The sequence below is a fragment of the Bifidobacterium sp. LH_230 genome (genome assembly GCF_056357555.1).
The window spans coordinates 21,356-44,342 of record NZ_JBKEWJ010000007.1 but is presented as its reverse complement, the minus strand read 5'-3'; the positions used below and the strand labels follow the sequence as shown (position 1 = coordinate 44,342).

20 protein-coding genes, 2 tRNA genes and 2 pseudogenes are annotated in these 22,987 nt (G+C 63.9%); 15 read left to right on the top strand and 9 right to left on the bottom strand.

Features of this window, described 5'->3' with window-relative positions:
• Positions 1–262 precede the first annotated feature (262 nt).
• Positions 263–1,963 carry a glucose-6-phosphate isomerase gene (pgi, locus tag AC1A0G_RS04730; RefSeq protein ID WP_476527931.1) on the bottom strand — a complete coding sequence of 567 codons (1,701 nt, stop codon included), beginning with the start codon at positions 1,961–1,963 and terminating at the stop codon, positions 263–265.
• Positions 1,964–2,491: 528 nt separating this feature from the next.
• Between pgi and AC1A0G_RS04725 the strand changes: the two genes are divergently transcribed.
• From AC1A0G_RS04725 to AC1A0G_RS04715, 3 genes are all read left to right on the top strand, one after another.
• Positions 2,492–2,567, top strand: a tRNA-Thr gene (locus AC1A0G_RS04725).
• Between the two features lie 85 nt (positions 2,568–2,652).
• Positions 2,653–2,733: transfer RNA gene (locus AC1A0G_RS04720), tRNA-Leu, on the top strand.
• A 67-nt stretch (positions 2,734–2,800) separates the two neighbouring features.
• On the top strand, positions 2,801–3,802 hold the full coding sequence (locus AC1A0G_RS04715) for an AEC family transporter (RefSeq protein ID WP_476527929.1): 1,002 nt from the start codon (positions 2,801–2,803) through the stop codon (positions 3,800–3,802).
• Positions 3,803–3,909: 107 nt separating this feature from the next.
• Here the strand turns inward: AC1A0G_RS04715 and AC1A0G_RS04710 are convergent, their stop codons facing one another.
• From AC1A0G_RS04710 to AC1A0G_RS04695, 4 genes are all read right to left on the bottom strand, one after another.
• A complete protein-coding gene (locus AC1A0G_RS04710; RefSeq protein ID WP_476527927.1) occupies positions 3,910–5,169 on the bottom strand; it encodes an aminoacyltransferase in 1,260 nt (419 codons plus the stop codon).
• 345 nt (positions 5,170–5,514) lie between these two features.
• Positions 5,515–6,246: a non-canonical purine NTP pyrophosphatase gene (locus tag AC1A0G_RS04705; RefSeq protein WP_476527926.1), complete on the bottom strand. Its 732-nt coding sequence runs from the start codon at positions 6,244–6,246 to the stop codon at positions 5,515–5,517.
• Between the two features lie 134 nt (positions 6,247–6,380).
• Complete coding sequence (rph, locus tag AC1A0G_RS04700) at positions 6,381–7,145, bottom strand: ribonuclease PH (RefSeq protein WP_476527924.1); 765 nt, start codon at positions 7,143–7,145, stop codon at positions 6,381–6,383.
• Positions 7,146–7,199: 54 nt separating this feature from the next.
• Positions 7,200–7,826, bottom strand: a complete 627-nt coding sequence (locus AC1A0G_RS04695; protein ID WP_476527922.1) for a Pr6Pr family membrane protein — start codon at positions 7,824–7,826, stop codon at positions 7,200–7,202.
• Positions 7,827–7,940: 114 nt separating this feature from the next.
• Here AC1A0G_RS04695 and AC1A0G_RS04690 point away from each other — a divergent pair, with 114 nt between their 5' ends.
• Complete coding sequence (locus tag AC1A0G_RS04690; RefSeq protein ID WP_476527920.1) at positions 7,941–9,260, top strand: nicotinate phosphoribosyltransferase; 1,320 nt, start codon at positions 7,941–7,943, stop codon at positions 9,258–9,260.
• Positions 9,261–9,813: 553 nt separating this feature from the next.
• Here AC1A0G_RS04690 and AC1A0G_RS04685 read toward each other — a convergent pair.
• Positions 9,814–10,122: a DUF3039 domain-containing protein gene (locus AC1A0G_RS04685; protein ID WP_476528028.1), complete on the bottom strand. Its 309-nt coding sequence runs from the start codon at positions 10,120–10,122 to the stop codon at positions 9,814–9,816.
• Positions 10,123–10,216: 94 nt separating this feature from the next.
• Here AC1A0G_RS04685 and coaD point away from each other — a divergent pair, with 94 nt between their 5' ends.
• The 9 genes from coaD (at position 10,217) to AC1A0G_RS04640 (ending at position 18,908) form a co-directional block, all read left to right on the top strand.
• Positions 10,217–10,720: a pantetheine-phosphate adenylyltransferase gene (gene coaD / locus AC1A0G_RS04680; RefSeq protein WP_476527919.1), complete on the top strand. Its 504-nt coding sequence runs from the start codon at positions 10,217–10,219 to the stop codon at positions 10,718–10,720.
• A gap of 281 nt (positions 10,721–11,001) precedes the next feature.
• On the top strand, positions 11,002–11,787 hold the full coding sequence (locus AC1A0G_RS04675) for an ATP synthase F0 subunit B (protein ID WP_476528026.1): 786 nt from the start codon (positions 11,002–11,004) through the stop codon (positions 11,785–11,787).
• Positions 11,788–11,791: 4 nt separating this feature from the next.
• Positions 11,792–12,403, top strand: coding sequence for a YceD family protein (locus AC1A0G_RS04670; protein ID WP_476527918.1), 612 nt, complete (start codon positions 11,792–11,794; stop codon positions 12,401–12,403).
• 104 nt (positions 12,404–12,507) lie between these two features.
• Complete coding sequence (gene rpmF / locus AC1A0G_RS04665) at positions 12,508–12,702, top strand: 50S ribosomal protein L32 (protein ID WP_152357822.1); 195 nt, start codon at positions 12,508–12,510, stop codon at positions 12,700–12,702.
• 339 nt (positions 12,703–13,041) lie between these two features.
• Entirely contained in the window at positions 13,042–13,773 is a 732-nt protein-coding gene (gene rnc / locus AC1A0G_RS04660) for a ribonuclease III (protein WP_476527917.1), read from the top strand.
• Between the two features lie 239 nt (positions 13,774–14,012).
• Entirely contained in the window at positions 14,013–15,932 is a 1,920-nt protein-coding gene (locus AC1A0G_RS04655) for an acetolactate synthase large subunit (protein ID WP_476527915.1), read from the top strand.
• Between the two features lie 29 nt (positions 15,933–15,961).
• Positions 15,962–16,516, top strand: coding sequence for an acetolactate synthase small subunit (ilvN, locus tag AC1A0G_RS04650; protein ID WP_214372324.1), 555 nt, complete (start codon positions 15,962–15,964; stop codon positions 16,514–16,516).
• A gap of 427 nt (positions 16,517–16,943) precedes the next feature.
• Positions 16,944–17,507 carry an ArsR/SmtB family transcription factor gene (locus AC1A0G_RS04645; protein ID WP_476527913.1) on the top strand — a complete coding sequence of 188 codons (564 nt, stop codon included), beginning with the start codon at positions 16,944–16,946 and terminating at the stop codon, positions 17,505–17,507.
• A gap of 12 nt (positions 17,508–17,519) precedes the next feature.
• Positions 17,520–18,908, top strand: a complete 1,389-nt coding sequence (locus tag AC1A0G_RS04640) for an MFS transporter (protein ID WP_476527912.1) — start codon at positions 17,520–17,522, stop codon at positions 18,906–18,908.
• Positions 18,909–18,986: 78 nt separating this feature from the next.
• On the opposite strand, the gene AC1A0G_RS04635 is transcribed toward AC1A0G_RS04640, so the two are convergent.
• Entirely contained in the window at positions 18,987–19,472 is a 486-nt protein-coding gene (locus tag AC1A0G_RS04635) for a type III secretion system chaperone family protein (protein ID WP_476527910.1), read from the bottom strand.
• 243 nt (positions 19,473–19,715) lie between these two features.
• On the opposite strand from AC1A0G_RS04635, the gene AC1A0G_RS04630 reads away from it, so the two are divergent.
• Both AC1A0G_RS04630 and AC1A0G_RS04625 read left to right on the top strand, forming a co-directional pair.
• Positions 19,716–20,006 carry a FitA-like ribbon-helix-helix domain-containing protein gene (locus AC1A0G_RS04630; protein ID WP_476527909.1) on the top strand — a complete coding sequence of 97 codons (291 nt, stop codon included), beginning with the start codon at positions 19,716–19,718 and terminating at the stop codon, positions 20,004–20,006.
• Positions 19,993–20,418, top strand: a complete 426-nt coding sequence (locus tag AC1A0G_RS04625; RefSeq protein WP_476527908.1) for a PIN domain-containing protein — start codon at positions 19,993–19,995, stop codon at positions 20,416–20,418. The genes AC1A0G_RS04630 and AC1A0G_RS04625 overlap by 14 nt, the downstream gene beginning before the upstream one ends.
• Positions 20,419–20,546: 128 nt before the next feature.
• Here the strand turns inward: AC1A0G_RS04625 and AC1A0G_RS04620 are convergent.
• Positions 20,547–20,780 (bottom strand): annotated as a pseudogene (locus tag AC1A0G_RS04620) (ABC transporter C-terminal domain-containing protein); the annotation flags it as partial.
• 65 nt (positions 20,781–20,845) lie between these two features.
• Positions 20,846–22,796 (bottom strand): annotated as a pseudogene (locus tag AC1A0G_RS04615) (ABC-F family ATP-binding cassette domain-containing protein); the annotation flags it as partial.
• Positions 22,797–22,987: the final 191 nt, after the last annotated feature.

Sequence of the window (22,987 nt, the reverse complement as noted above, 5' to 3'; positions counted from 1 at the left end):
TGCGCCGCCAAGTGCTCAGCGCAACAAATTCAGGAAATCATCCCTATGTTCCGGGAATAGTTGCGCTGAGACACAGTCAGCGCAACTCTTCCCGGAACAACGAAAAGGCTCTTCCCCATGACGAATGGGGAAGAGCCTCAACTCGCTATCTCAACGCTCGTTCAGAGCGGCGAATCAGAACTCGTGACGAACGGTCCAGTGGACTGTTCGTAGCCGGACGCAACGTGTCCGCGCTGGACACTGCGTTCTGATTCCCCAGGAATCAGAACTCACGGTTCGCGCGGTAGAACTTGATGAGCGCCTGGGTGGACGCGTCCTGCGCGGCCAGGGCCTCGTCGTCCTTGGAGATCGCCGGGGTGATCTGCTTGGCAAGCTGCTTGCCGAGCTCGACGCCCCACTGATCGTAGGAGTCCAGGCCCCACACGGTGCCCTCGACGAAGGTGATGTGCTCGTACAGGGCGATGAGCTCGCCGAGCGAGAACGGGGTCAGCGCGACGCCGAAGATCGAGGTGGTCGGGCGGTTGCCGGTGAACACGCGGGCCGGGACGATCTCCTCCGGGGTGCCTTCGGCACGGACCTCGTCGGCGGTCTTGCCGAACGCGAGGGCCTTGGTCTGCGCGAGGTAGTTGCCGAGGAACAGCTCGTGCACGTCCTGGTCGCCGTCCTTGGTCGGGTTCGGGGTGTTGACGAACGCGATGAAGTCGGCCGGGATGAGCTGGGTGCCCTGGTGGATCAGCTGGTAGAAGGCGTGCTGGCCGTTGGTGCCCGGCTCGCCCCAGAAGATCTCGCCGGTCTCAGTGGTGACCGGGGTGCCGTCCCAACGCACGGACTTGCCGTTGGACTCCATGGTCAGCTGCTGCAGGTAGGCCGGGAAACGGTGCAGGTACTGGTCGTACGGCAGCACGGCGTGCGAGGCGGCCTTGAAGAAGTTGCGGTACCAGACGTTGAGCATGCCGAGCAGCACGACGACGTTCTTCTCGAACGGGGTGTTGGCGAAGTACTCGTCGATCTCGTGGAAGCCGTGCAGGAACTCCTCGAAGCGGGCCGGGCCGAAGACGACGGCGAGGGAGGTGCCGACGGCGGAGTCGACGGAGTAGCGGCCGCCGACCCAGTTCCAGAAGCCGAACGCGTTGTTCGGGTCGATGCCGAACTCGGCGACCTTCTCCAGGTTGGTGGAGACGGCGACGAAGTGCTTCTTGATGGCCTCGGCGCGCTGGGCGGCGTCGCCTTCGGCGATGGCGCCGTTGGCGACGAGCTGCTCGAGCAGCCAGGTGCGGGCCTCACGGGCGTTGGTCAGGGTCTCCAGCGTGGTGAAGGTCTTGGAGACGATGATGAACAGGGTGGTCTCCGGGTCGAGGCCCTTGGTCTTCTCGGCCAGATCGTTCGGGTCGATGTTGGAGATGTAGCGGGCGGAGATGCCGGCGTCGGCGTACGGCTTGAGCGCCTCGTACACCATGACGGGACCCAGGTCGGAACCGCCGATGCCGATGTTGACGACGGTCTCGATCTTGCGGCCGGTCACGCCGGTCCACTTGCCGGAACGCACGTCGTCGGCGAACTTGTAGATGCGGTCGAGCACCTCACGCACGTCCTTGACGGTGTCCTGACCGTCGACGATGTACTTGCCCTCGTCCTCGACCGGGCGACGCAGCGCGGTGTGCAGCACGGCGCGGTCCTCGGTGTTGTTGATGTGGACGCCGGAGTACATGGCCTTGATGCGGTCGCCCAGCTTGACCTCGTCGGCGAGGAAGGTGAACAGACGCAGGGTCTCCGGCTTGATCAGGTTCTTGGACAGGTCGAAGTGCAGGTCGCCGGCGTCGAAGCTCAGCTCCTTGACGCGGTCGGCGTCTTCCGCGAACCACTTCTTGAGGCTGATGCCCTCGGCCTGCAGCTCGTCGTAGTGCTTCTGCAGCGCGACCCACGCCGGGGTCTTCGTGGCGTCGATAGGAGGATTGATGGCCATAGGTATTGGTCCTTTCATCATCACTTAGCGAAGCGACGCGGCGCCGCCGTCGGCCGTCGGCCGGGCCGGAACCGTATCGTTTACTTCATAGAACAAGATACTCACAAAAGCAGACATAACTACACAAATTAACGTCACGACAACGTACCGGTGAACATCGGGAAACCGTAGGCGAACATTGCGAAGCAAACGTTAGCAATATCTTGACAACATCCTGACGATATCGTATCTACGACTGCGACGTCGTCGCCACGGCACACGACGACACGACTCGACATGGCTGCGGCCAGACGATCACATCAGCAGATACTCGCAATCCACCAACGATCCTACGAAAATCCACCACAATCCATCACACGATCGATCAACCAGCCCGACGGCAACGCCCCTCACCGTCACCATCGCACCGCGCGCAGCTCCGCGACACGCCGGACGACGCAACCGATGCAGCCCTGATTTGCCATCGACCGCATCATCCGGTACACTAACCTACTTGTGCGCGGAAAGCGAATGCGATCCGGGCAACAAGCCACTTTAGCTCAGTCGGTAGAGCGGCTCACTCGTAATGAGCAGGTCGACAGTTCGATTCTGTCAAGTGGCTCCACCACCCCGAACCCCAACCGGTTCGGGGTTTTTGCTAGCATGGACGAGTTCCGATCGGGCGCAGTTCACGAAGCTGGCCCGGTGACGCGCGTGTGGCGGAATTGGTAGACGCGCAGGATTTAGGTTCCTGTGTCTTTGACGTGTGGGTTCGAGTCCCATCTCGCGCACCCCTTGCCATTCGACAGCGATCGGCAGAGGCAGCGCGGAACGGCTCGGGAGAAGAGAGGCCGAACCGTGTCAGCGATCCTCAAGCCCATCGCCTTCCTGCTGATCATCTTCGCCGCGTACGCCGTCAAACGCGCCGGTCTGTTCAAGCCGCGCGACTACCGCGTCATGCAGGTCGTCGTGTTCAACTTCACGTTGCCCGCGTCGGTCATCGTCTCGTTCGCCACGAATCCGCACCATATCAGCATGCTGCTGGTCTCCGCGTTCGGTTTCCTGTGCGCGATGCTGCCGCTGCCGCTCGTCTACCTCGCCACGCGCCGCAAGCCGGTCGCCGACCGCGCGTTCCTCATGCTCAACGCGTCCGGCTTCAACGTGGGCAACTTCTGCTTCCCCGTCCTGCAGGCGTTCATGGGACCGTCCGCGCTCATCACGGCGGCCATGTTCGACGTCGGCAATTCGATCATGGTGACGGCCGGCACGAACGTGATGACCACGTCGCTGCTGCATATCGACATGGACCGGCCGCTGACAGAACAGGACGCGGGCGACGCGCCGACCGTGCCGTACGTGCGGCCGACCGACCGCGACGCGCGGCGCATGGCCCGGCGTGCGAAGCTGCGCAAGATCGTCATGGGATTCGTCACGTCGATTCCGTTCGACATCTACATGCTCATGATCGTCATCATGCTGTTCGACGTGAAGATTCCGGGCGTGGTGCCGACGTTGCTGCAGCCGGTGGCCGACGCGAACTCGTTCTGCTCGGTGTTCATGGTGGGCATGCTCATGGACCTGCCGCACACGGCCAAGGACGTGAAGGACGTGGCGCGCGTACTCGGATGGCGACTGCCGATGGGACTGCTGTTCGCGTGCGCCGCATGGTTCCTGCTGCCGTTCGACGCCGAGGTGCGCAAGGCCGCGGTGATGCTCACGCTCGCGCCGACCGCCGTGTTCTCGACGCTGTTCACCGACAAGGTGCTCGGCAACGCGAAGCTCGCCGGGTTCACGCTCGCCACGTCGGCGATCATCGCGATCTGCCTGATGACCGGGGCGAACTTCCTGCTGCCGGCGTGACATCGCGCACGACAGCACACGACAGCACACCTCATCCGATATGGAAATGGCCGGAATCAGATTCGATTCCGGCCATTTCGGCATCATCATCGCGTCTTTGCGCGCGCCTACCGCCGCAACAGCTGGTGCGCGAGATGCTCGAGCCGGTAGCGCAGCGGGCGCACCGGCGCCTCGAAGCGGCCGAGCAGCTCCTCGACGTATCCGTTGAAGCCCTGCTTGAATTCGAGCACGCCGCGGCCCTCGTCGTTCGGGTCGTCGAACACGCCGTCGATGCCGTAGAAGTTGTACCGGGTCACGCCACGCTCGATGCACAGGTGCAGCATGGCGTAATGCTGGATGAGCGCGGACGCGTAAAACGGCTTGTATTCCTCGACGCTGCCCGAGAACAGGTAGATGGTTTCACGAGGATGTTCCACGAACAGCGAGGCTGCGGCCGGCAGCACGTCGCCGTCCTTCGCGAATTCGGCGGCCTCGGCCAGACGCTTGTCGGCGGCGGCCAGATTGCGGCTCTCCTCCCCCAGCTGACGTTCCGTCTTCGTGGTCGGATGCGCCTCGTATTTGGCCTGCAGATCGTCCACCTTGCGCTGCAGCGCGGCACGCTTGTTGCGCATGTCCGCAAGGTATTCGGCGATGTGGATCTCCGCGACCATGAAGTGCGCGGCCTTGCCGTAGGCGGCCTTGAACCGGTGGAAATACTCCTCGCCGCGGTATTCGAAGCTGCGGCGTTCGGCGGTCTGCTGTTCGATCGAGGCGAACACGCCGAGCTCGTCGTCGGCCAGCTCGCGCACGTGCACGCCCATCGACGCGGCGCGCTTGACGCTCCACTGCGTGCGCTTGTCGTACGACTTGAGCAACGCCTTCTCGTCGTCCAGACCGGTCAGATCCTTGAGATACCGCCAGCGCGGTACCGGCGTGTATTCACGCGTGAAGCCGTCGTGCGTAAAGCCGAGTTCCTTGAGCAGCGCGACTGCGTCATCGGCCGGCACCGCGTCCGACAGCGGTTCGCCGTCCGTGTCGCGCAGCAGATACGGCATCTCGGGCGTGATCTCGAGCGACGACGCGCCCTTCGCCTTGGCGTGCGCCTTGAGTTGCGTGATGAAGAACGTGGTCAGTTCGCGGTCGTGCAGATCGCACAGCGGACCGTCGTGGATGACGCCGAATGTGGACAGGCGCGACCGGCGCGTCTCGTACAGCGCCGCGGCGACGATGCGATCGTTCTCACGCACGGCCAGATATTCGACCCCGACGCCCTGTGCGGCACGCATACGGCCGGCCGCCGAGGTCTGCTGGAAGTTGCCCTGCGGATGGGACGCGGAGAACTCGTCGAATTCGTCCGGAGTAAGCGTGGCGAGTGCGAAGGATCGCATGACCACATCCTTTCTTGGTATCGCTTGGTACAACGGCCGCATGGCATGCGCGATGATCGGCATGTTCGATCATATCGCCGTCCGGCTTCCGGCAAGGCCGATTCGTGACATTGCCGCCGATCCGCCCCGCAAACAGGCCTCTCGGCGGGGCGAATCACGGAAATGTTCGCCGCATCGCCCCGCTAGGAGCACCTCAGCGGGGCGCTTCCCGTATAACACGGCTGATTGGCCCCGCACAGCGCGTTCTTAGCGGGGCCGATCGGCGGCGGTTTCCGCGTTCCGCCCCGCGTGGCGGCTGTTGCCGTGGCAGCCGCTGCTGCTGTGGGGCGGCCGGTTCAAGCCGGTTCAGTGCAGCAGACGTTCGATGGCCGGCACGAGCGCGCGCAGAGCCTTGCCGCGGTGCGAGATCGCGTTCTTTTCTGCCGAAGTCAGTTCGGCGCTGGTCAGACGGCCGTCCGCGCCGTCGGCCACGGCGCGTTCGGGCTGGTCGTCCGGCTCGAACAGCGGATCGTAGCCGAATCCGTTGGTGCCGCGCGGCTCGTGGATGATGCGGCCGGTCATGTCGCCGAGTTCGACGACCTGTTCGGCGATCGGATAGCGGTTGGCGAGCGCGGCTTCGGACTGCGGCGAGTCGGATGCGATGATGACCGGGACTTCGTCGGTGTCGCGTTCCGTGGTGTCCGGCACGACGAGCGCGGCGGCGCAGCGGAACCGTGCGGTGCGCTTGGCGTCCGGGATGTCAGCGATCTGGGCGAGCAGCAGCGCGTTGTTCGCCGCGTCGTCACCGTGGCGGCCAGCCCAGCGGGCTGACAGGATGCCTGGCGCGTTGCCCATCACGTCGACGATGAGTCCAGAGTCGTCGGCGATGGCCGGGCAGCCGGTGCGTTCGGCCACGTCACGCGCCTTGAGCAGCGCGTTCTCCTCGAACGTGACGCCGGTTTCGACCGGGTCGGGCAGGTGCAGGCTGCCGGCGGAGACGAGTTCGATCCGGGCCGCGTCCGGACCGAGCCCGGCCTCGAGGATGCGGCGGATTTCGACGAGTTTGCCTTCGTTGTGCGTGGCGACGATGAGTTTCATGATGTCTCCATTTCTTGGATTCCTTTGCCTAGGGCTTACACGAGGAGTGCAACGATCAACGCGCATATCCTTCGACGCTCCCCCAGTCAGCTACGCTGACAGTCCCCTCAACCGAGGGGGCCAAGGAATAGGGGTCAGTCCTGCGCGAGGGCGGCCTGTTGGGCGGCCTGCAGCTCGCGGTTGCCCTTTTCCGCCAGGTCGAGCAGCGTGTTCAGCTCGGCGCGGTTGAACGGGCGGTGTTCGGCGGTGCCCTGGATCTCGATGAACGTGCCGGAGCCGGTCATCGCGACGTTCATGTCGGTCATCGCGCGGCTGTCCTCCGGGTACGGCAGGTCGAGCATCGGTGTGCCGTCGATCACACCGACCGACACGGCCGACACCACGTCTTTCAGCACACGGTCCGCGGACTTGATGTGCTTGTTCTGCTCGGCCCAATGCATCGCGTCGACGAGTGCCACGTACGCGCCGGTGATCGACGCGGTGCGCGTGCCGCCGTCGGCCTGCAGCACGTCGCAGTCGATCTGCACCATGTTCTCGCCGAGCGCCTTCATGTCGACCACGCCGCGCAGGCAGCGTCCGATCAACCGGCTGATCTCGTGCGTGCGGCCGCCGATCTTGCCCTTGACGGACTCGCGGTCGGTGCGTTCCGTGGTCGCGCGCGGCAGCATCGAATATTCTGCTGTCACCCAGCCGAGTCCGGAATCCTTGCGCCAGCGCGGCACGCCGGGCGTGAACGTCGCGGTGCACATCACGCGCGTATTGCCGCATTCGATGAGCACCGAACCTTCCGGCACGTCGGTGAAGTGACGGGTGATGCGGACTGGGCGAAGCTGGTCGACCGCGCGTCCGTCGGCGCGCAGCACGGTATCGTTTCCAAGCAAATCCTTGATCTGAGCCATATCGCCCAACCTAGCACCAGCCGAGCACCGGCCGGCGTACCGATCGCGGGCGGCTCAGCCGAGCAGCGGTTTGGCCGGCTCGATCTTGTCGATGATGAACAGGATCAGTCCGAGGATGAAGAACGCGGCCGCCAGTTCCGCGCAGTTGATGCCGAACTGCATCCAGCCGAGCGCGTTCGCGTCGATGAACGTGTACGGGTATGGGTTGCCGCCGGCGGCCGGCCCGGCGTGTGGCCAGATGAGCGCACGGATGACGATGAACGCGAGCCAGATCGGCAGGTAGGCCAGCCAGCTGAATGGATAATGCCACTTGAACCGGCGGTGCGGATCGAACAGGATGAAGTCAAGCACCGCCATGATCGGCGCGATCCGGTGCAGCATCGTGTTGGTCATGACGCCAAGTATCTGGGGCACGTAGTTCGGGTCGTCGGGCGGCATGAGCAGGAACGCGACGATCGCGGCGATAAGGGCGTACAGCGTGACCACGCCCTTGAGCCATGCGGGCGGCTGCACGCCTTTGACCAGGCTCGCCGCCGCGGCCCACAGCATCGTGAACCCGAGCACGAAGCCGGTCTGGAACGTGAAATACACCCACAGTTCCGGCCGCTGCCACGCCTCGTACGTCCCCACAAAGCACAGCCCGGCGACCGCCAGCCGCCACAGTCCCGCAATGAATCGCATACCGGCCAGTCTACGCGCAGGGGGTGCTTCCGGCGCCCGATATGTTCCGCACATGATTGGCCCGTAAGCGCGCGGCGCGGTAGGCTGGTACGCAAACGAAACAAGGGAGATTCCATGGACTATTCACCGGCTTTGATGACCGACATGTACGAGTACACGATGCTGGACGCGACGCTGCGCGACGGCACGGCGAACCGCAAGTGCGTGTTCGAGGTGTACACGCGGCATCTGCCCGAGGGCCGCCGCTACGGCGTGACGGCCGGCACCGGACGCATCCTCGACGCGCTCGAACGCTTCCACTTGGACGACGAGGACCTGAAGTTTCTCTCCGACCGCAAGGTCGTGAGCCCCGAGACGATCAAGTGGCTGGAAAACTACCGCTTCTCCGGCTCGATCAAGGGCTACCGCGAAGGCGAGATGTTCTTCCCGAACTCGCCGATCCTGCAGGTCGAGGGCACGTTCGGCGAGTGCACGCTGCTCGAGACGCTCGTGCTGTCGATTCTGAACTATGATTCGGCGGTCGCCTCGGCGGCCTCGCGCATGGTGTCGGCCGCGAAGGACCGCCCGTGCATGGACATGGGCGGACGGCGCACGAACGAGTGGGCCGCGGTGGCGGCAGCGCGCGCCGCGGTGATCGGCGGATTCAAGGGCACGGCGAACCTGCTGGCCGCGCAGATGTACGGACTGAAGGCGATCGGCACGGCCGCGCACTGCTTCACGCTCGTGCATGATTCGGAGCGCGACGCGTTCGCCTCGCAGATCGCGGCGCTCGGGAAGAACACGACGCTGCTGGTGGACACGTACAACATCGAGGAGGCCGTGAAGACCGCGGTCGAGGTGGCCGGGCCTGAATTGGGCGGCATCCGCATCGACTCGGGCGATCTGGCCTCGCTCGCGCAGCGCGTGCGCAACCAGCTGGACGCGCTGGGCGCGACGAACACGAAGATCACGGTGACGAACGATCTGGACGAGTACGCACTGGCCGCGCTGCAGACCGCGCCGGTCGATTCGTACGGTGTGGGCACGATGCTCGTGACCGGTTCGGGCGCGCCGACCTGTGCGATGGTGTACAAGCTGACCGAACGGGAGGGCGCGGACGGCGTGATGCAGCCGGTGGCCAAGAAGTCGAAGGACAAGGCGTCGATTCCGGGACGCAAGCTCGCCTACCGTTCGTACGAGTACAATCTGGCGGATTGCGAGCATGTGATCTCCGGTTCGGAGGACGCGCTGGCCGCCTACGAGCCGAAGGACGGTTGGAAGGATCTGCTGGTCGACTACGTCGATCATGGCCAGATCGACTCGCGCTATCAGGGCCACGATGCGATCATGGCCGCGCACGAGTACCGCGCGCGGGCGTTGGCCGAACTGCCGATCACCGCACAGTCCCTCATGAAGGGCGAGCCGGTGATTCCTACTGAGACCACCGTCCTGTGACGGCGGTCTCAGTAGGAATCCTTCGCGACTCGCTATCGCGGCCGCTCACTTCGCCTACGGACAGTCCACCGGACTGTCCGTTTCACGGCTCAGCTACCGAGACCACGGTCCTGTGACCATGAATCGTCCGGCCCTGCCCACTTTCCATGTATAAGTGGGCGGGAACGGACGAGAAAATCGGAAAGTGGGTGTTTGCCTACCACGAAAACCATCAAATCAGGGTTTTCGTGGTAGGCAAACACCCACTTTCATATTCATGGTATGGATTCGCCCACTTACAGAGACCGCTCATGGTAGGTGAACGCCCACTTACTGCTCCCGTGTCCGGGAACACCCACTTACGGCTGGTCTTTATGGTAGGCGAACACCCACTTACCGAACTCGCGTCCGGAAACACCCACTTACGGACAGCCTTCGTGGTAGGCAAACACCCACCTGCAAGATCCCCGTCCGGAACCACCCACTGATGAAGGTCGTTCGTGTGGTAGGCGACGCCCACTTAATACATCAGCGTCCGCAACCGCCCACTTACCGCGAGCGCGTCAGACCCCGATCAGTTCATCATCTCCTCGTAGATGCGCTTGCAGTCGGGGCAGACCGGGTACTTGGACGGATCGTGCTTGGGCACCCACACCTTGCCGCACAACGCCACGACCGGCCGTCCGGTCAGGCGCGACTCGGCGATGCGCTCCTTGGATACGTAATGCGCGTAGCGGTCCGCATCGCCGCCATCGTCCTTGAGCGGCTGCTCCTTGATCTGCGGGCGTTCCAGCACCGCCGTGTCGGAGCCGGTGTCCGGCGTGGACAGGGGCGATACCGGATCGGCCAGATCGCGCACGTTCGCATCGTCAGTCATCATCATCGACATCACAACCTCCCACTCATGTCCAATGTCATTCTCAATCATACGGCCAGAATCACCGCCGACTTCGCCGCGACGCGGTAGTCTGTACCGTATGACTATCGCAGTGTGTCCAGGATCGTATGACCCCGTAACCGCCGGGCATTTGGACGTGATCGAACGGTGTGCGCACTTCTTCGACGAAGTGCATGTGGTGGTGGCCGTCAATGCCGCGAAAACGCCGATGTTTTCGGAGGCCACGCGCGTCGACGTGATTCGCCGCGCCATCGCCAAGGACGGGTACGACAACATCAAGGTCGCCTCTACCGAGGGGCTTATCACCGACTACTGCAAGCAGGTCGGCGCGACGGTGATCGTCAAGGGACTGCGGCAGAACGGCGACTACGAGGCCGAACTCGGAATGGCGCTCGTCAACCGCAAGCTCGCGGGCATCGAGACGCTGTTCCTGCCGGCCGATCCGATCCTCGAGCATATTTCCAGCTCGATCGTCAAGGACGTGGCGCGCCACGGCGGCGACGTGACCGGTATGGTGCCCGACTGCGTGGTGCCGATGCTGGTGGAGGCGCTGCAGTCGGAGAACGAACGGAACGATCGGTAGGACGCGGGTTTCGCAAGGAAGGGACTGATATGACTGACGGATTCGATCAGACGGACGACGATACCGGCGAGAGCGAGGTGCAGGCCACGCATGCCGGGATGACGGCCGTGCCGGGAGCCGATGGCAGTGCCGCGGTGGTTGACGGCGGTGTTGCGGCAGCTGGTGACGGCACGGCTTCCGCTGCGAACGGAGGGGCATACGTTACCACCGGAGTCGTTCCCGCTACCGCCGGTCCGACTCCGGTGGCGGGCGCCGTGGATGCACCGGGAGCAGTGGCCGGCATGACCTCGCCGGCGCAGCAGACGCCGGCCGCCGGCTACGATCCCGCCGCCACGCAGGCGTCGCCGATCGTGCCGTCCGCGACACAGCCGTCCGCGCAACCCACGTCCCCATCGTCGACGCAGCCCGCGTCACAGGCCCCGGCGCAATCCGCACCGCGCAACCCGTATCCGATGGACGCGCTGCCCGACCTGCGCGAAACGGCCAACGGCAACGGCTACGACGACGTCGACAAGTCGCGCGACGAATTCACGACCGTCTACGACATCATCGACCAGCTGGAACTCACGCTGGACGACGCGAAGGGCAGCATCTTCACACCCGGCATGGTGAGGGTGGACCGCGACGATTTCGCCGCCCAGCTCGACGAGCTCAAGAAGATGCTCCCCGTGCAGCTCGAACGTGCGTCGGCCCTGATGCGCGAGGCCGAGCGGCGGCTCGAATCGGCGCAGACGCAGGCGAACGCGATCGTCGCCTCGGCGCAGAGCCGCGCGGCCGATATGATCAAGGACGCGAACGATCAGGCGCAGTTCCTCGCCGGCCAGGAGAACGTGACCGAGATCGCCCGGCAGAAGGCGCGCGCGATCCTCGATCAGGCGCAGGCCAAGGCCGATCGGCTCACGCAGGGCGCGGACAAGTACTGCACCACGGTGATGGAGGGCCTGCAGGCGCAGCTCGGCAAGCTCGACCGTGACGTGCAGGCCGGCCTTAATGTACTGTATGAACGCCAGCGCACCGCCGGCGAGCAACTCCCCCATCTCAACAACAACGACTATCCGGAAAGCTGAAACCATGCCCCGTCCTGAAGATTCCCAGTGGGCCGTGTCCGTGGCGCAGGTCGCGTCGCGCGCCGGCCAGAGCAAGCCGATCGATGCCGTGTTCCCCGCGCCGAGCGGCATCGGCGATCAGGTGATCGGCGTCGACGAGGGCGCGGACGTGCGCGTCGTCGGCTCGTTCGATTCGATCGTCGACGGACTGATCCTGACCGCGCGCATCAACGCTCCGGTGCACGCCGAATGCACGCGCTGCCTCAAGCCGATCAAGCGAGACTGGAGCGTGGACGTGACCGCGTTCTTCCCATACGATTCCGCCGAATCCAACGGTTCCGGCAAGGGCGGCAAGCACGACGACAAGGGCGAGGTCGAGATCATCGCCGGCGAGGACGAGTCCGAGGACACGTATCCGCTGCTGAACAACGGATCGTTCGCCGATCTGGAGGCGCTGATCCGCGACACGCTGGTCGAGGCGCTGCCGCTGCAGCCGCTGTGCAAGCCGGACTGCCGCGGCCTGTGCTCGCAGTGCGGCGCGGATCTCAACGAGGACCCGGACCACCATCACGACGTGGTCGACAACCGGTTCGCCGCGCTGGCCGCGCTCAAGGCCCAGCTCGAGGCACAGGAGTAAGGCCGTTGCGGCCGCCGGCCGTGCCCGACTGGACTTTGTACGCCCGTTGCGTTAAACTACCGAACGCTTAAGCTCAATCGTTCGAACGAAACAGAGGAATACAAATGGCACTGCCTAAGTACAAGACCTCGCGCGCCAACACTCACTCGCGTCGCGCGAACTGGAAGGCGTCTGCTGTGCAGACCGTCACCTGCCCGAACTGCGGCGCTCCTCAGCTGCCGCACATGGCCTGCCCGAGCTGCGGCAACTTCCGCGGCCGCACCTACCGCGAGGCCATCCGCTCCGCTCACACCAAGTGATCCGGCTGCGTTAAGCATCGAAAGCCCTGCCATCGACGGGTGGCGGGGCTTTTTCGTACCTGCCCGCCCGATTACGACCGATCCGCCCGCTTTCCATCCATCTACCCCACGCCCATCGCATCCAGCCAAATCACGCTACTTTTCACCTTATCCGCACTCCCCCGCGTGATATTTCTGCTAGCAAGCTGCCCTACTATCCAAAACATCACGCAAACAAGCCAATACGCGTGACATTTGGGCTAGTAGACCCGAGCTACTCACCCAAATGTCACGGAGCGAACATGAGCACTCCGGCGCGATGCATAGCGACTGTCCCGACACCGCGATAGAGAAGGAACCATGACTTCGACGAATACGACCAACACCGCAGACGTTCCCGCGCCCACCAGCCCCACCAACCCGCTGCTGGAGGCGCTCGGCACCACGATCAGCCCCGAGCTGCTCGTGCAGGCGCTCACCCACCGCTCGTTCTCGCACGAGCATCCCGGCGCAATCAACTACGAGCGCCTCGAATTCCTCGGCGACGCGGTGCTCGAGCTGGTCGCCACCGAAACGCTGTTCGCCGACCACCCCGACATGACCGAGGGCCAGCTCGCGAAGATCCGCGCGAAGGCCGTCTCCGAGGGCGCGCTGAGCGCGATCGCCCGCGAGAAGCTGCACGTGAGCCCGTACATCCTGCTTGGCCACGGCGAGGCGAAGGAGGGCGGCGCGGATAAGGATTCGATCCTGTGCGACATCGTGGAGTCGCTGATCGGCGCGACGTTCCTCGAGCACGGCATCGACGGCGCGCGCGAGGTGGTGCATCGCCTTGCGGACGATACGTTCCGCGAGATGGCCACCGAGGGCCCGGCGCTCGACTGGAAGACCTCGCTGGAAGTCAAGTCGCACCAGCAGGGCAAGGGCGATCCGCATTACCGCATGTCGGTCGCTGGTCCGGAATACGAGCCGGTGTTCACCGCGCAGGTGCTGCTCGGCGACGACGAGACGAAGGTCTGGGGCACCGGCACCGGTTCCAGCAAGCGCAAGGCGCAATTGGCGGCGGCCGAGGTCGCATGGAAGGCGCTGGGCTGACCCGAACGGCCGCCAGTCGCTCCCGCCACCATGCGGGCAACGAATCGCCGTATCTCACCGCCCCGCACTAGGATGGGATGAATCAGGACTTGACAAGTAGCGCCCCGTGTGCAATGCCACAAGCGTCGTACACGGCCGCCATCGGACGCAAACGTTCGCATGATCACCGCGACCGTCCGCGCACCGGGGGCACGGACGCGACCACCAGCAAGCCGGCACACCTTAAGTTGAGAGGAATCATGGCGACACCTACGCCTCTTCAGGCATTCAGCGGCGTTCCGAAGAACGCGGACAACGATAAGCAGACCATTGTCGACGGCGAGAAGATGACCGGCGCACAGGCGCTGGTTCGTGCGCTGGAGGACCTGGGCGTCCAGGACGTGTTCGGTCTGCCCGGCGGCGCGATCCTGCCGGTCTACCATGCGATCAACGAGAACACGAAGTTTCGTTTCACGCTCGTGCGTCACGAGCAGGCCGCCGGACATGCGGCCGAGGGCTACGCGGTGGCGACCGGACGCGTGGGCGTGTGCATCGTCACGTCCGGTCCGGGCGCGACGAACATGATCACGCCGATCGCCGACGCGAACATGGATTCCGTGCCGCTCGTGGTCATCACCGGCCAGGTCGGCGTGAACGCGATCGGCACCGACGCGTTCCAGGAGGCCGACATCGTGGGCGCGACCTATCCGGTCGTCAAGCATTCGTATCTGGTCACGCGCGCGCAGGACATCCCGCGCGTGCTCACCGAAGCGCATTACATCGCGCGTTCCGGCCGTCCCGGCCCGGTCGTGGTCGATCTGACCAAGACCGCGCAGGTCGGCGAGATGTACTATTCGTGGCCGCAGCGCATGATCTTGCCCGGCTACAACCCGACGACCAAGGCGCACGGCCGCGTGCTGTCGGACGCGGCGAAGCTGTTCGCGCAGTCGTACCGCCCGCTGCTGTACGTCGGCGGCGGCGCGTCGCGTTCCAACGCGTCGAAGGAGGTCGCCGAACTTGCCGAAGTGACCGGTGCACCGATCGTGACGACCCTGCCGGCCCGCGGCATCGTGCCGGACTCCAATCCGAAGAACCTCGGCATGCTCGGCATGCACGGCACCATCGCCGCGACGGCCGCCGCGCAGCGCTGCGATCTGCTCGTCGCGATCGGCGCGCGTTTCGACGACCGCGTGACCGGCAAGCTCGACGCGTTCGCGCCGGGTGCCCGTGTGATCCACATCGACATCGATCCGGCCGAGATCGGCAAGAACCGTGCGCCGGACGTGCCGATCGTGGGCGACGTGGCGACCGTGCTGCACGATCTGATCCCCGAGATCAAGCGTTCGCAGGCGATCGGCGGCAAGCCGAACGTCAAGCCGTGGTGGGACGAGCTCAACAAGCTGCGCGAAGAGTACACGATTCACTACGACGAGCCGGAGGACCAGCCGACCGACGGCACGCTGCAGCCGCAGTGGGTGGTCGAGCAGCTGTCGGCCAAGGCCGATCCGTCGACGATCTGGGTGTCGGGCGTGGGCCAGCACCAGATGTGGGCCGCGCAGCTCATCGACTTCAAGAAGCCACATTCGTGGATCTCCTCGGGCGGCTTGGGCACGATGGGCTTCGGCCTGCCCGCCGCGATCGGCGCGGCGGTCGGTTCGGCGCGCGACTTCGCCGGCAAGAAGCCGGTGTGGCTGATCGACGGCGACGGCTCGTTCCAGATGACCAGCGAGGAGCTGGCGACTGCGTTCCTCGACCACGCGCCGGTCAAGATCGCGATTCTGAACAACTCCGTGTACGGTATGGTCCGCCAGTGGCAGACGCTGTTCTACGATCAGCACTACTCGCAGACGAACCTGCTCGACGGCGAGGCACACAACGAAGCCGAGGAGGGCACGCCCGAGTTCTTCGACGTGCCGGACTTCGTGAAGCTGGCCGAGGCGTACGGCTGCGTCGGCCTGCGCGCGTTCACCGAAGAGGAGGCGCTGGCGGCGATCGACAAGGCGAACGCGATCAACGACCGTCCGGTGCTCATCGACTTCCGCGTGTGGAAGGACGCGATGGTGTGGCCGATGGTCGCGGCCGGTGCATCGAACGACGACGTGACGTACCGCCCGGGCACGCAGCCGCTGCGCCCGCATGGCGAGACCGGGCCGGTCGAGCTCGGCGAGGCCGGTTTCTAAGGTTCGTGAAGGGTTAAGGAGAATTTTTCATGGCTAATTATCCCGCTTCCCAGCCTGGCTCCAAGCGCCACACGCTGTCCGTGCTCGTGGAGAACCGTCCGGGCGTGCTGGCCCGTATCGCCGGCCTGTTCGCGCGCCGCGCGTTCAACATCGACTCGCTGTCCGTCTCCCCCACCGAACGCCCGGACATCTCGCGCGTGACGGTGACCGCCGAGGTGGAAGACCTGCCGCTCGAGCAGATCATCAAGCAGCTCAACAAGCTGCTGCATGTGTTGAAGATCGTCGATCTCGACCCGGATACGACCGTGGAACGCGAGCTGGTGCTCATCAAGGTCGCGGCCGACGAGTCGAACCGTTCCGACGTGCTCGAGATCGTGCGCCTGTTCCGCGTGCGCGTGGTCGACGTGAACCCTGAGTCGCTCACCATCGAGGCGACTGGCGCGGAGGGCAAGATCGACGCGCTGCTCGGGCTTTTGGAGCACTACGGCATCATCGAACTCGTGCGTTCCGGCGCGGTCGCCGTGACCCGCGGCCCGCGCGCGCTGAGCGAAAAGGTCATCGGCTCCGAGATCACCGGCCGCTGACGGATTCGACGGCATCCGCTGTCCTAATTGATGCACAGGCTTCCCGTCCACGCGGGAAGCCTGTTTCGTTTTGCACCGAGATATGGGACTCGGCACGTCTCGCTCCTCCGCCCTCGCCCCGTCACGCCCCTCCCTCCGTCACGTCTCGTCCCGTCATGCCCCTTCCTCCGTCACGTCCGCCACTTCCATGACGCGGAGCGTGACCGGGATCGGGTCACGCGACACGACCAAGTCCCCGAAACGTTGAACAATAAGGGATTCGTAAGATCGACAGGTTCGTTGCTCACGCTCCCGGTCACGCTCCGCGTCACGGAGGCCACCTCATGCCGGAAAGGAGTCGGCATTGTCGATTTATACAAGATTTGTTGTACAATAGTTATTGTGAAATGGATCGGATGATCCTCGTCAAGGAAAAAGGGAGATTTCCATGACCAATGACAAGTACAGCGCCGATCTTGCGCAGCTGCGCGCCGTATCGCATCCGACGCGCATACGCATCATGAACATCATGGCCGCACCCGGCGGCGCACTCACCGTGGGCGACATCGCCGAACGCACCGGCGAATCGGCCGGCACCATCAGCTATCACCTCAGGCAACTCGCCAAGGCCGGACTCGTCGAGCAGATACCATCCCCCGACGGCGACGCCCGCAAAAGCTGCTGGCGGGCCACCACACCCAAACTCGTCGTTCATTCCGACCAGCACATCGACCCGGCGTCCGCCGACGCGCTCGCACGATCCGTATCCGCCACCGTCAACGAGGCGCGCATACGCTACCGCCAAGCCGAATCATCGCTGCCCGAGCAGTGGCGGCACTCGCTCGACGGCATGGCGATCACCCGGCTGACCGCCGAGGAGGCCGAGCGGATGCAGCAGGAACTGATGGCCGTCGCCAACAAGTGGGTCAACACGGTCGGCGACCGGCATACCGAAGGCGACGGGTCCGAACAGGTCATGGTCGCGCTGTCCGCCTTCCGTTATCTGGACTGATCGGAGCGATTCATGAACGACATCACCGACAGCAATACCACTGACAACAGCACCGCAGACGGCCGCAACATACGGTCTGCAACCGTAGTCGCAACGAACACGACGACGCCGACCTCCCCCGCACGCGCCACGCACGCCTCGCTGTGGAGCCGGCCACAGTACCGCGCCTGGTTCACCGCGGACACCGCGTCCGCCGTGGGCCTGGCGATGAAAAGCTTCGCGATCTCGCTGGTCGCGTTCTGGCTCACCCATTCGCTGCCGACCGCCGGATGGCTGGCCACCGCCAGTGTGATCGCCGCGCAGACCGCCAGCGTGTTCGGCGGCACGCTGGCCGACCGGCACAGCCGCAAACGGCTCATCATGCTCAACGCCGCATGCGGCACCGTCCTGTGGGGTGCGGTGTTCGTTCTGCTGGCAACCGGTCTGCTCACCTTCCCGGTGTTCGCCGTCGTCATCGTCACGGCGTCCACTGTCAACGGCCTACTGGGCAGCGCGACGAACGCGATGCTGCGCTCGATCATCCCGACCGCCGACTATCCGAAGGCGCAGAGTCTCAATCAGGGGCGCGATTCGGTGATCAGTCTCGCCGGTTCGCCGCTCGGCGGCGTGCTGTACGCGTTCGGCGCGTGGGTGCCGTTCGCCGCCGCGTCGCTGATGTATGCGATCGCCGGCATCAGCGCCGGCATGTTGCGTGTCGACGAGCATGTGCGCGACATGATCGACCGCAACGGCGAGCGCGACGCAGCGAGCGATGCATCCGCGGTCGCGCATGGTTCGTTCATCGACGATTTCGTCGCAGGCTGGCGCTGGACGTTGCGTCGGCGCACGCTGATGGCGATATGCACGATCGCCGCGCTGTTGAATTTCGGCATCAACGGCATATTCGCCGCGGTGCAGCTGCAGTTGGTCGGCTCCGGCGTGGATTCGGTGCGCATCGGATTCGTGGAGACGGCGGTCGGCGCGGGACTGCTGGTCGGCGCGGTGATCGCGGCCCGCGTGTGCGACCGGATGGCGGTCGGCACCGGCTTGGTGGTCATGTCGCTGGTCGCGTTGGCGACGATGGCCCCGATGCTCGTCAGTCACGCGTATCCGGTGATTCTCGTGTCGTCGCTGCTGTGCGGCCTGCCGATTCCGACGCTCAACTCGCTGGTTCTGGGATTCGTGTTCGCCAAGGTGCCGACCGACATGCAGGGGCGCGTCGACTCGTTCACCAATCTGCTGGGCATGCTGCCGACGATGTTCTGTTCGGCGATAGCTGGATCGCTGCTGCCGACGATCGGCTTCCGCATGACCGTCGCACTGTTCCTGCTCGCGCTGGCCGCCAACGTGGCGATCGTGCTGACCGTGCCATCCGTACGCACGATCCCCGCCGCCGCCCACTGGGACGAAGCCGAACTGTAGCAAATAACGATAGCAAATACGAGTGTGCGCCGCGCTCCCGAATCCGGAAGGCGGCGCACACTCAAGAAAGTACTCCTATTAGTCCTGCTGAGATTCGGCCTCGGTCACAGCCTGTTCCGGGCTGACACCAGCCAGATTCACCTTGAGGAATCCCTCACCATACCGTTCCCACATCAGGTAGCACACATAGATCACACGATCCAGCACTTCCCGGGACGGCAGACTGTTTTCATCAGTCAGCAAAGCGCTCCAATAACGGATCTCTCCGTCTCGGAAATCAAGCTGGAAGCCACCCTGCACCAAGCCATAGTTAGCCCGGCACACATATTCAGCGAGCGCGTGCATATTTTCGGAATCGCTTGGATCCCCTCCAAACGACGGGGTGGTGACGACGCTGATTTTGTTGGTATCAACGATGATCACCACATTGATGCTACGAATCTTCGACTTGATGCTGATGCCGTACTTGAAGACGCCATCCTCCAGGTTTTCGTCGTAATGCAATTGCTCGGAATCGAGATAGTCCTTCACCCGAGCGTACAGTGATGCAGAATATTCAGCCATAACGGCCTCCCTTCTTGGTTTTTCCTGACACTTGTAATAACCGGACAACTTTGTCGCTCGGCGTGTCGTTTCATATTCTACCGTTCTTGCAATGCATACAGCACCGATGTCTCGCAACAACGTTCAAATGAGATATTTGCCACATCCCCTTTACGCAGCAATAACGAGACAATCACGATCTCGACCACCTGCTAGCATAATGACAGCAGTGGTTGACAGCATTTTGCTAGCAAGGAGGCGAATATGGGGACGCTCACCATCCGCAGGATCGACGACGACGTGCTGGCGAAATTCAAGGAGATCGCCAAACGCAATAATCGCTCGGCAGAGGCCGAAGCGAGATCGCTGCTGGAGGAGATCACGGCGGAGTATGCGGCGCGGAAGATCATGACATCGGCTGATCTCATATCGGAGATGCATCAATTACTTGAAGGCGACGGCTGTGACGATGACGAGGATTTCGTGCCGCCGCGCAATACCTACGATCGCGAGCCGCGACCAGTGGATCTGGGAGACGATGATGATCATTCTTGATACCAATGTGATCAGCGAGATCATCAGCAAACGATCGCCTGCCCGCAATGTGGAGCATTGGGTGATCGCAACATCCTTGCACGAGATGCATTTGACCAGTATCACCGTCGCCGAATTGTTGTACGGACTTGCACTGTTGCCGGAATCACGAAGAAAATATCATCTGGAGCGAACGGTTCGCGCGTGCTTGGATACGTTCGAGGAACGAACGCTGCCGTTCGACAGTCAAGCCGCGCCATATTACGGTTCCATCGTCGCGATACGACGTAAACTCGGCCGTCCGATCGGGGTACAGGATGCGATGATCGCGGCGATCGCGCGGTCGCGCGGCGCGGCGCTGGCCACACGCAACGTCAAGGATTTCGAAGGCACTGGCGTCGACCTCGTCAACCCGTGGGAGATTGCGGCCTAGGGCTCTGCCGGAGGCGGTGTGACGCGCTCCGTCTGCCTCTTGTCTGTCAGTTCCCAAGATAAGCGGAAACTGACAGACAAGAGGCCGTGCAACCCCAGCACAGTATGTAACGCCGCGCCACAGGCCGTCTACTCGAGCTGTTCGGACAGTTCCATCCATTCGGCGGTCAGCTCGTCGGATTCGTCGGCGACTGCCTTGAGCTGCTCGTTGAGCTTGTTGAGGCCCTCGTAGTCGCTCGGATCATACGCGGCCATCTGCGATTCGAGATCGCTTTTAAGTTCCTCGAGTTTGGCAAGCTTGCGGTCGATGGCGGCGACGCGCTTGCTCGCATCGTGGAACGCCTTGCCGGTCAGTTTGGGCGAGGCCGACTCCTCGCCGGAATCGCCGGCGGCATCCTGAGCGGACGCAATGTCAGCGGCATCGGATGCAGCAGCGGAAGTCACGGCGACGCCCTTGCCCTTCTTCTTGCCGTACGCCGGTTCGAGCGACGGCAGCGGCTTGCCGTTCTTGATATCCTCGACCATGTCGAGATAATCCTGCACGCCGCCAGGCAGATGCCGCACCTTGCCGCCGATCAGCGCGAACTGCTCGTCGGTGACGCGTTCGAGCAGGTACCGGTCGTGCGAAACGACGATGAGCGTGCCGGGCCAAGTGTCGAGCAGGTCCTCCATCACGGCGAGCATGTCGGTGTCGAGATCGTTGCCGGGCTCGTCCATGATCAGCACGTTCGGCTCGTTGAGGAGGATGAGCAGCAGCTGCATGCGACGCTTCTGGCCGCCCGACAGGTCGCGGATCGGCGTCATGAGCTGCGCGGACTCGAAGCCGAGCCGTTCCATGAGCTGGCCGGGAGTGACTTCCTTGCCGTCGACGATGTAGCTCGGCTTGTAGCGGCTGAGCACTTCCTTGATCTTGTATTTGCCGAGCTTCTCGAGTTCGTCGAGGCGCTGCGAGAGCACCGCGAATTTGACGGTTTTGCCGATGTTCACGTGGCCGGCGGTCGGGGTGAGCGTGCCGTCGAGCAGACGCAGCAGCGTCGACTTGCCGGCGCCGTTCGCGCCGACGATGCCGAACCGGTCGCCGGGGCCGATCAGCCATGTCACGTCGTCGAGGATCTTGCGTCCGGTGACGGTGATCTTACGCGCGGCCGACGTGGCGTCCGCATCGGCCGCACCAGTCACCGCGGTCGTATCGACGCCGATCGTCTCGCCGCCGGTCAGCCGGCGCCGCGTCTCGCGTTCCTCGTCGGTCATCGCCTCTTCGGCCGCACGGGCCGCCGCGGCCGCTTCGACGGCTTCGGGCACGCCGGCATCCACCAGTCGCGGATCATTCATATCGGTCACGGCCACTTCGAGCGAACCATGCACCTGCGGCTCGGCGTACATCGGCCGCACTACGTCCACGCGCGATGCGGAATCGGCCATCGCCGCCACATCCGGATCAACGGCCGCCGCGATTGAACTGTCCGCCGCACTTCCTTGTACATGTTCGAAGATCTGCGTTACATCGATCAGATCGACGACCTGCTTGCCCAAGCGCGAAGTCGCCATCTGCTTCAATTCGAGCGTGTTGCGCACCGGCGGCACGTCGGCGATCAGTTCGCGCGCGGCCTTGACGTGGAACTTCTGCTTAGTCGAGCGGGCGCGGGCGCCGCGGGTCAGCCATGCCAGCTCCTTGCGGGCGAGGTTGCGGCGCTTCGTTTCGCGCACGTCGGCCTGACGGTCACGTTCGACGCGCTGAAGCATGTACGCGGAATAGCCGCCTTCGAACGGCTCGATCAGGCCGTCGTGGACCTCCCACATCGACTCGCATACCTCGTCGAGGAACCAGCGGTCATGGGTGACGAGCAGCAGCGCGCCTTCGCCACGCGACCAGCGGTTCTTCAGATGTTCGGCGAGCCAGTGGATCGTCACCACGTCCAAGTGGTTGGTCGGTTCGTCGAGCGCGAGGATGTCCCAGTCGTGCAGCAGCAGTCGGGCGAGGTCGGCGCGGCGGCGCTGGCCGCCCGACAGCGATCCGATCTTCGCGTCCAGGCTCATGCCGCCAAGCAGCGCCTCGACGATCTCGCGCGAACGCGTCTCGGCTGCCCACTCGTAGTCCGCGCGCCCCTCCAGCGCGGCTTCGCGGATCGTGGCATTGTCGTCGAGCGGATCGCGCTGGTCGAGCATGCCAAAGGTGAGTCCGTTGCGCTTGGTGACGCGGCCCGAATCCGGTTCCTGCGTGCCGCGGAACAGATGCAGCAGGGTGGATTTGCCGTCGCCGTTGCGGCCGACGATGCCGATACGGTCGCCTTCGAACACACCCTGCGTCACATCGGTGAAGATGGTTTTGGTGGCGAAGGCGAGCGAAACGTGTTCCAATCCAATATCGTAAGTCGGCATAACCCACTAATTTAGCGACACCACCGGGCATCGCCGTCAATTTTTCGCCGCAAAACCGTCAATATCCTGAATTTGCGCCCGCAAGCGGCAACATTTTGCAGTTGTAGGGCATGTTCTTCGGACACAGGCCGGTTCGGTGCCACATCGTTATTGGAAAACCGCCATTTATAGCCTATCGACAATGCGATTCG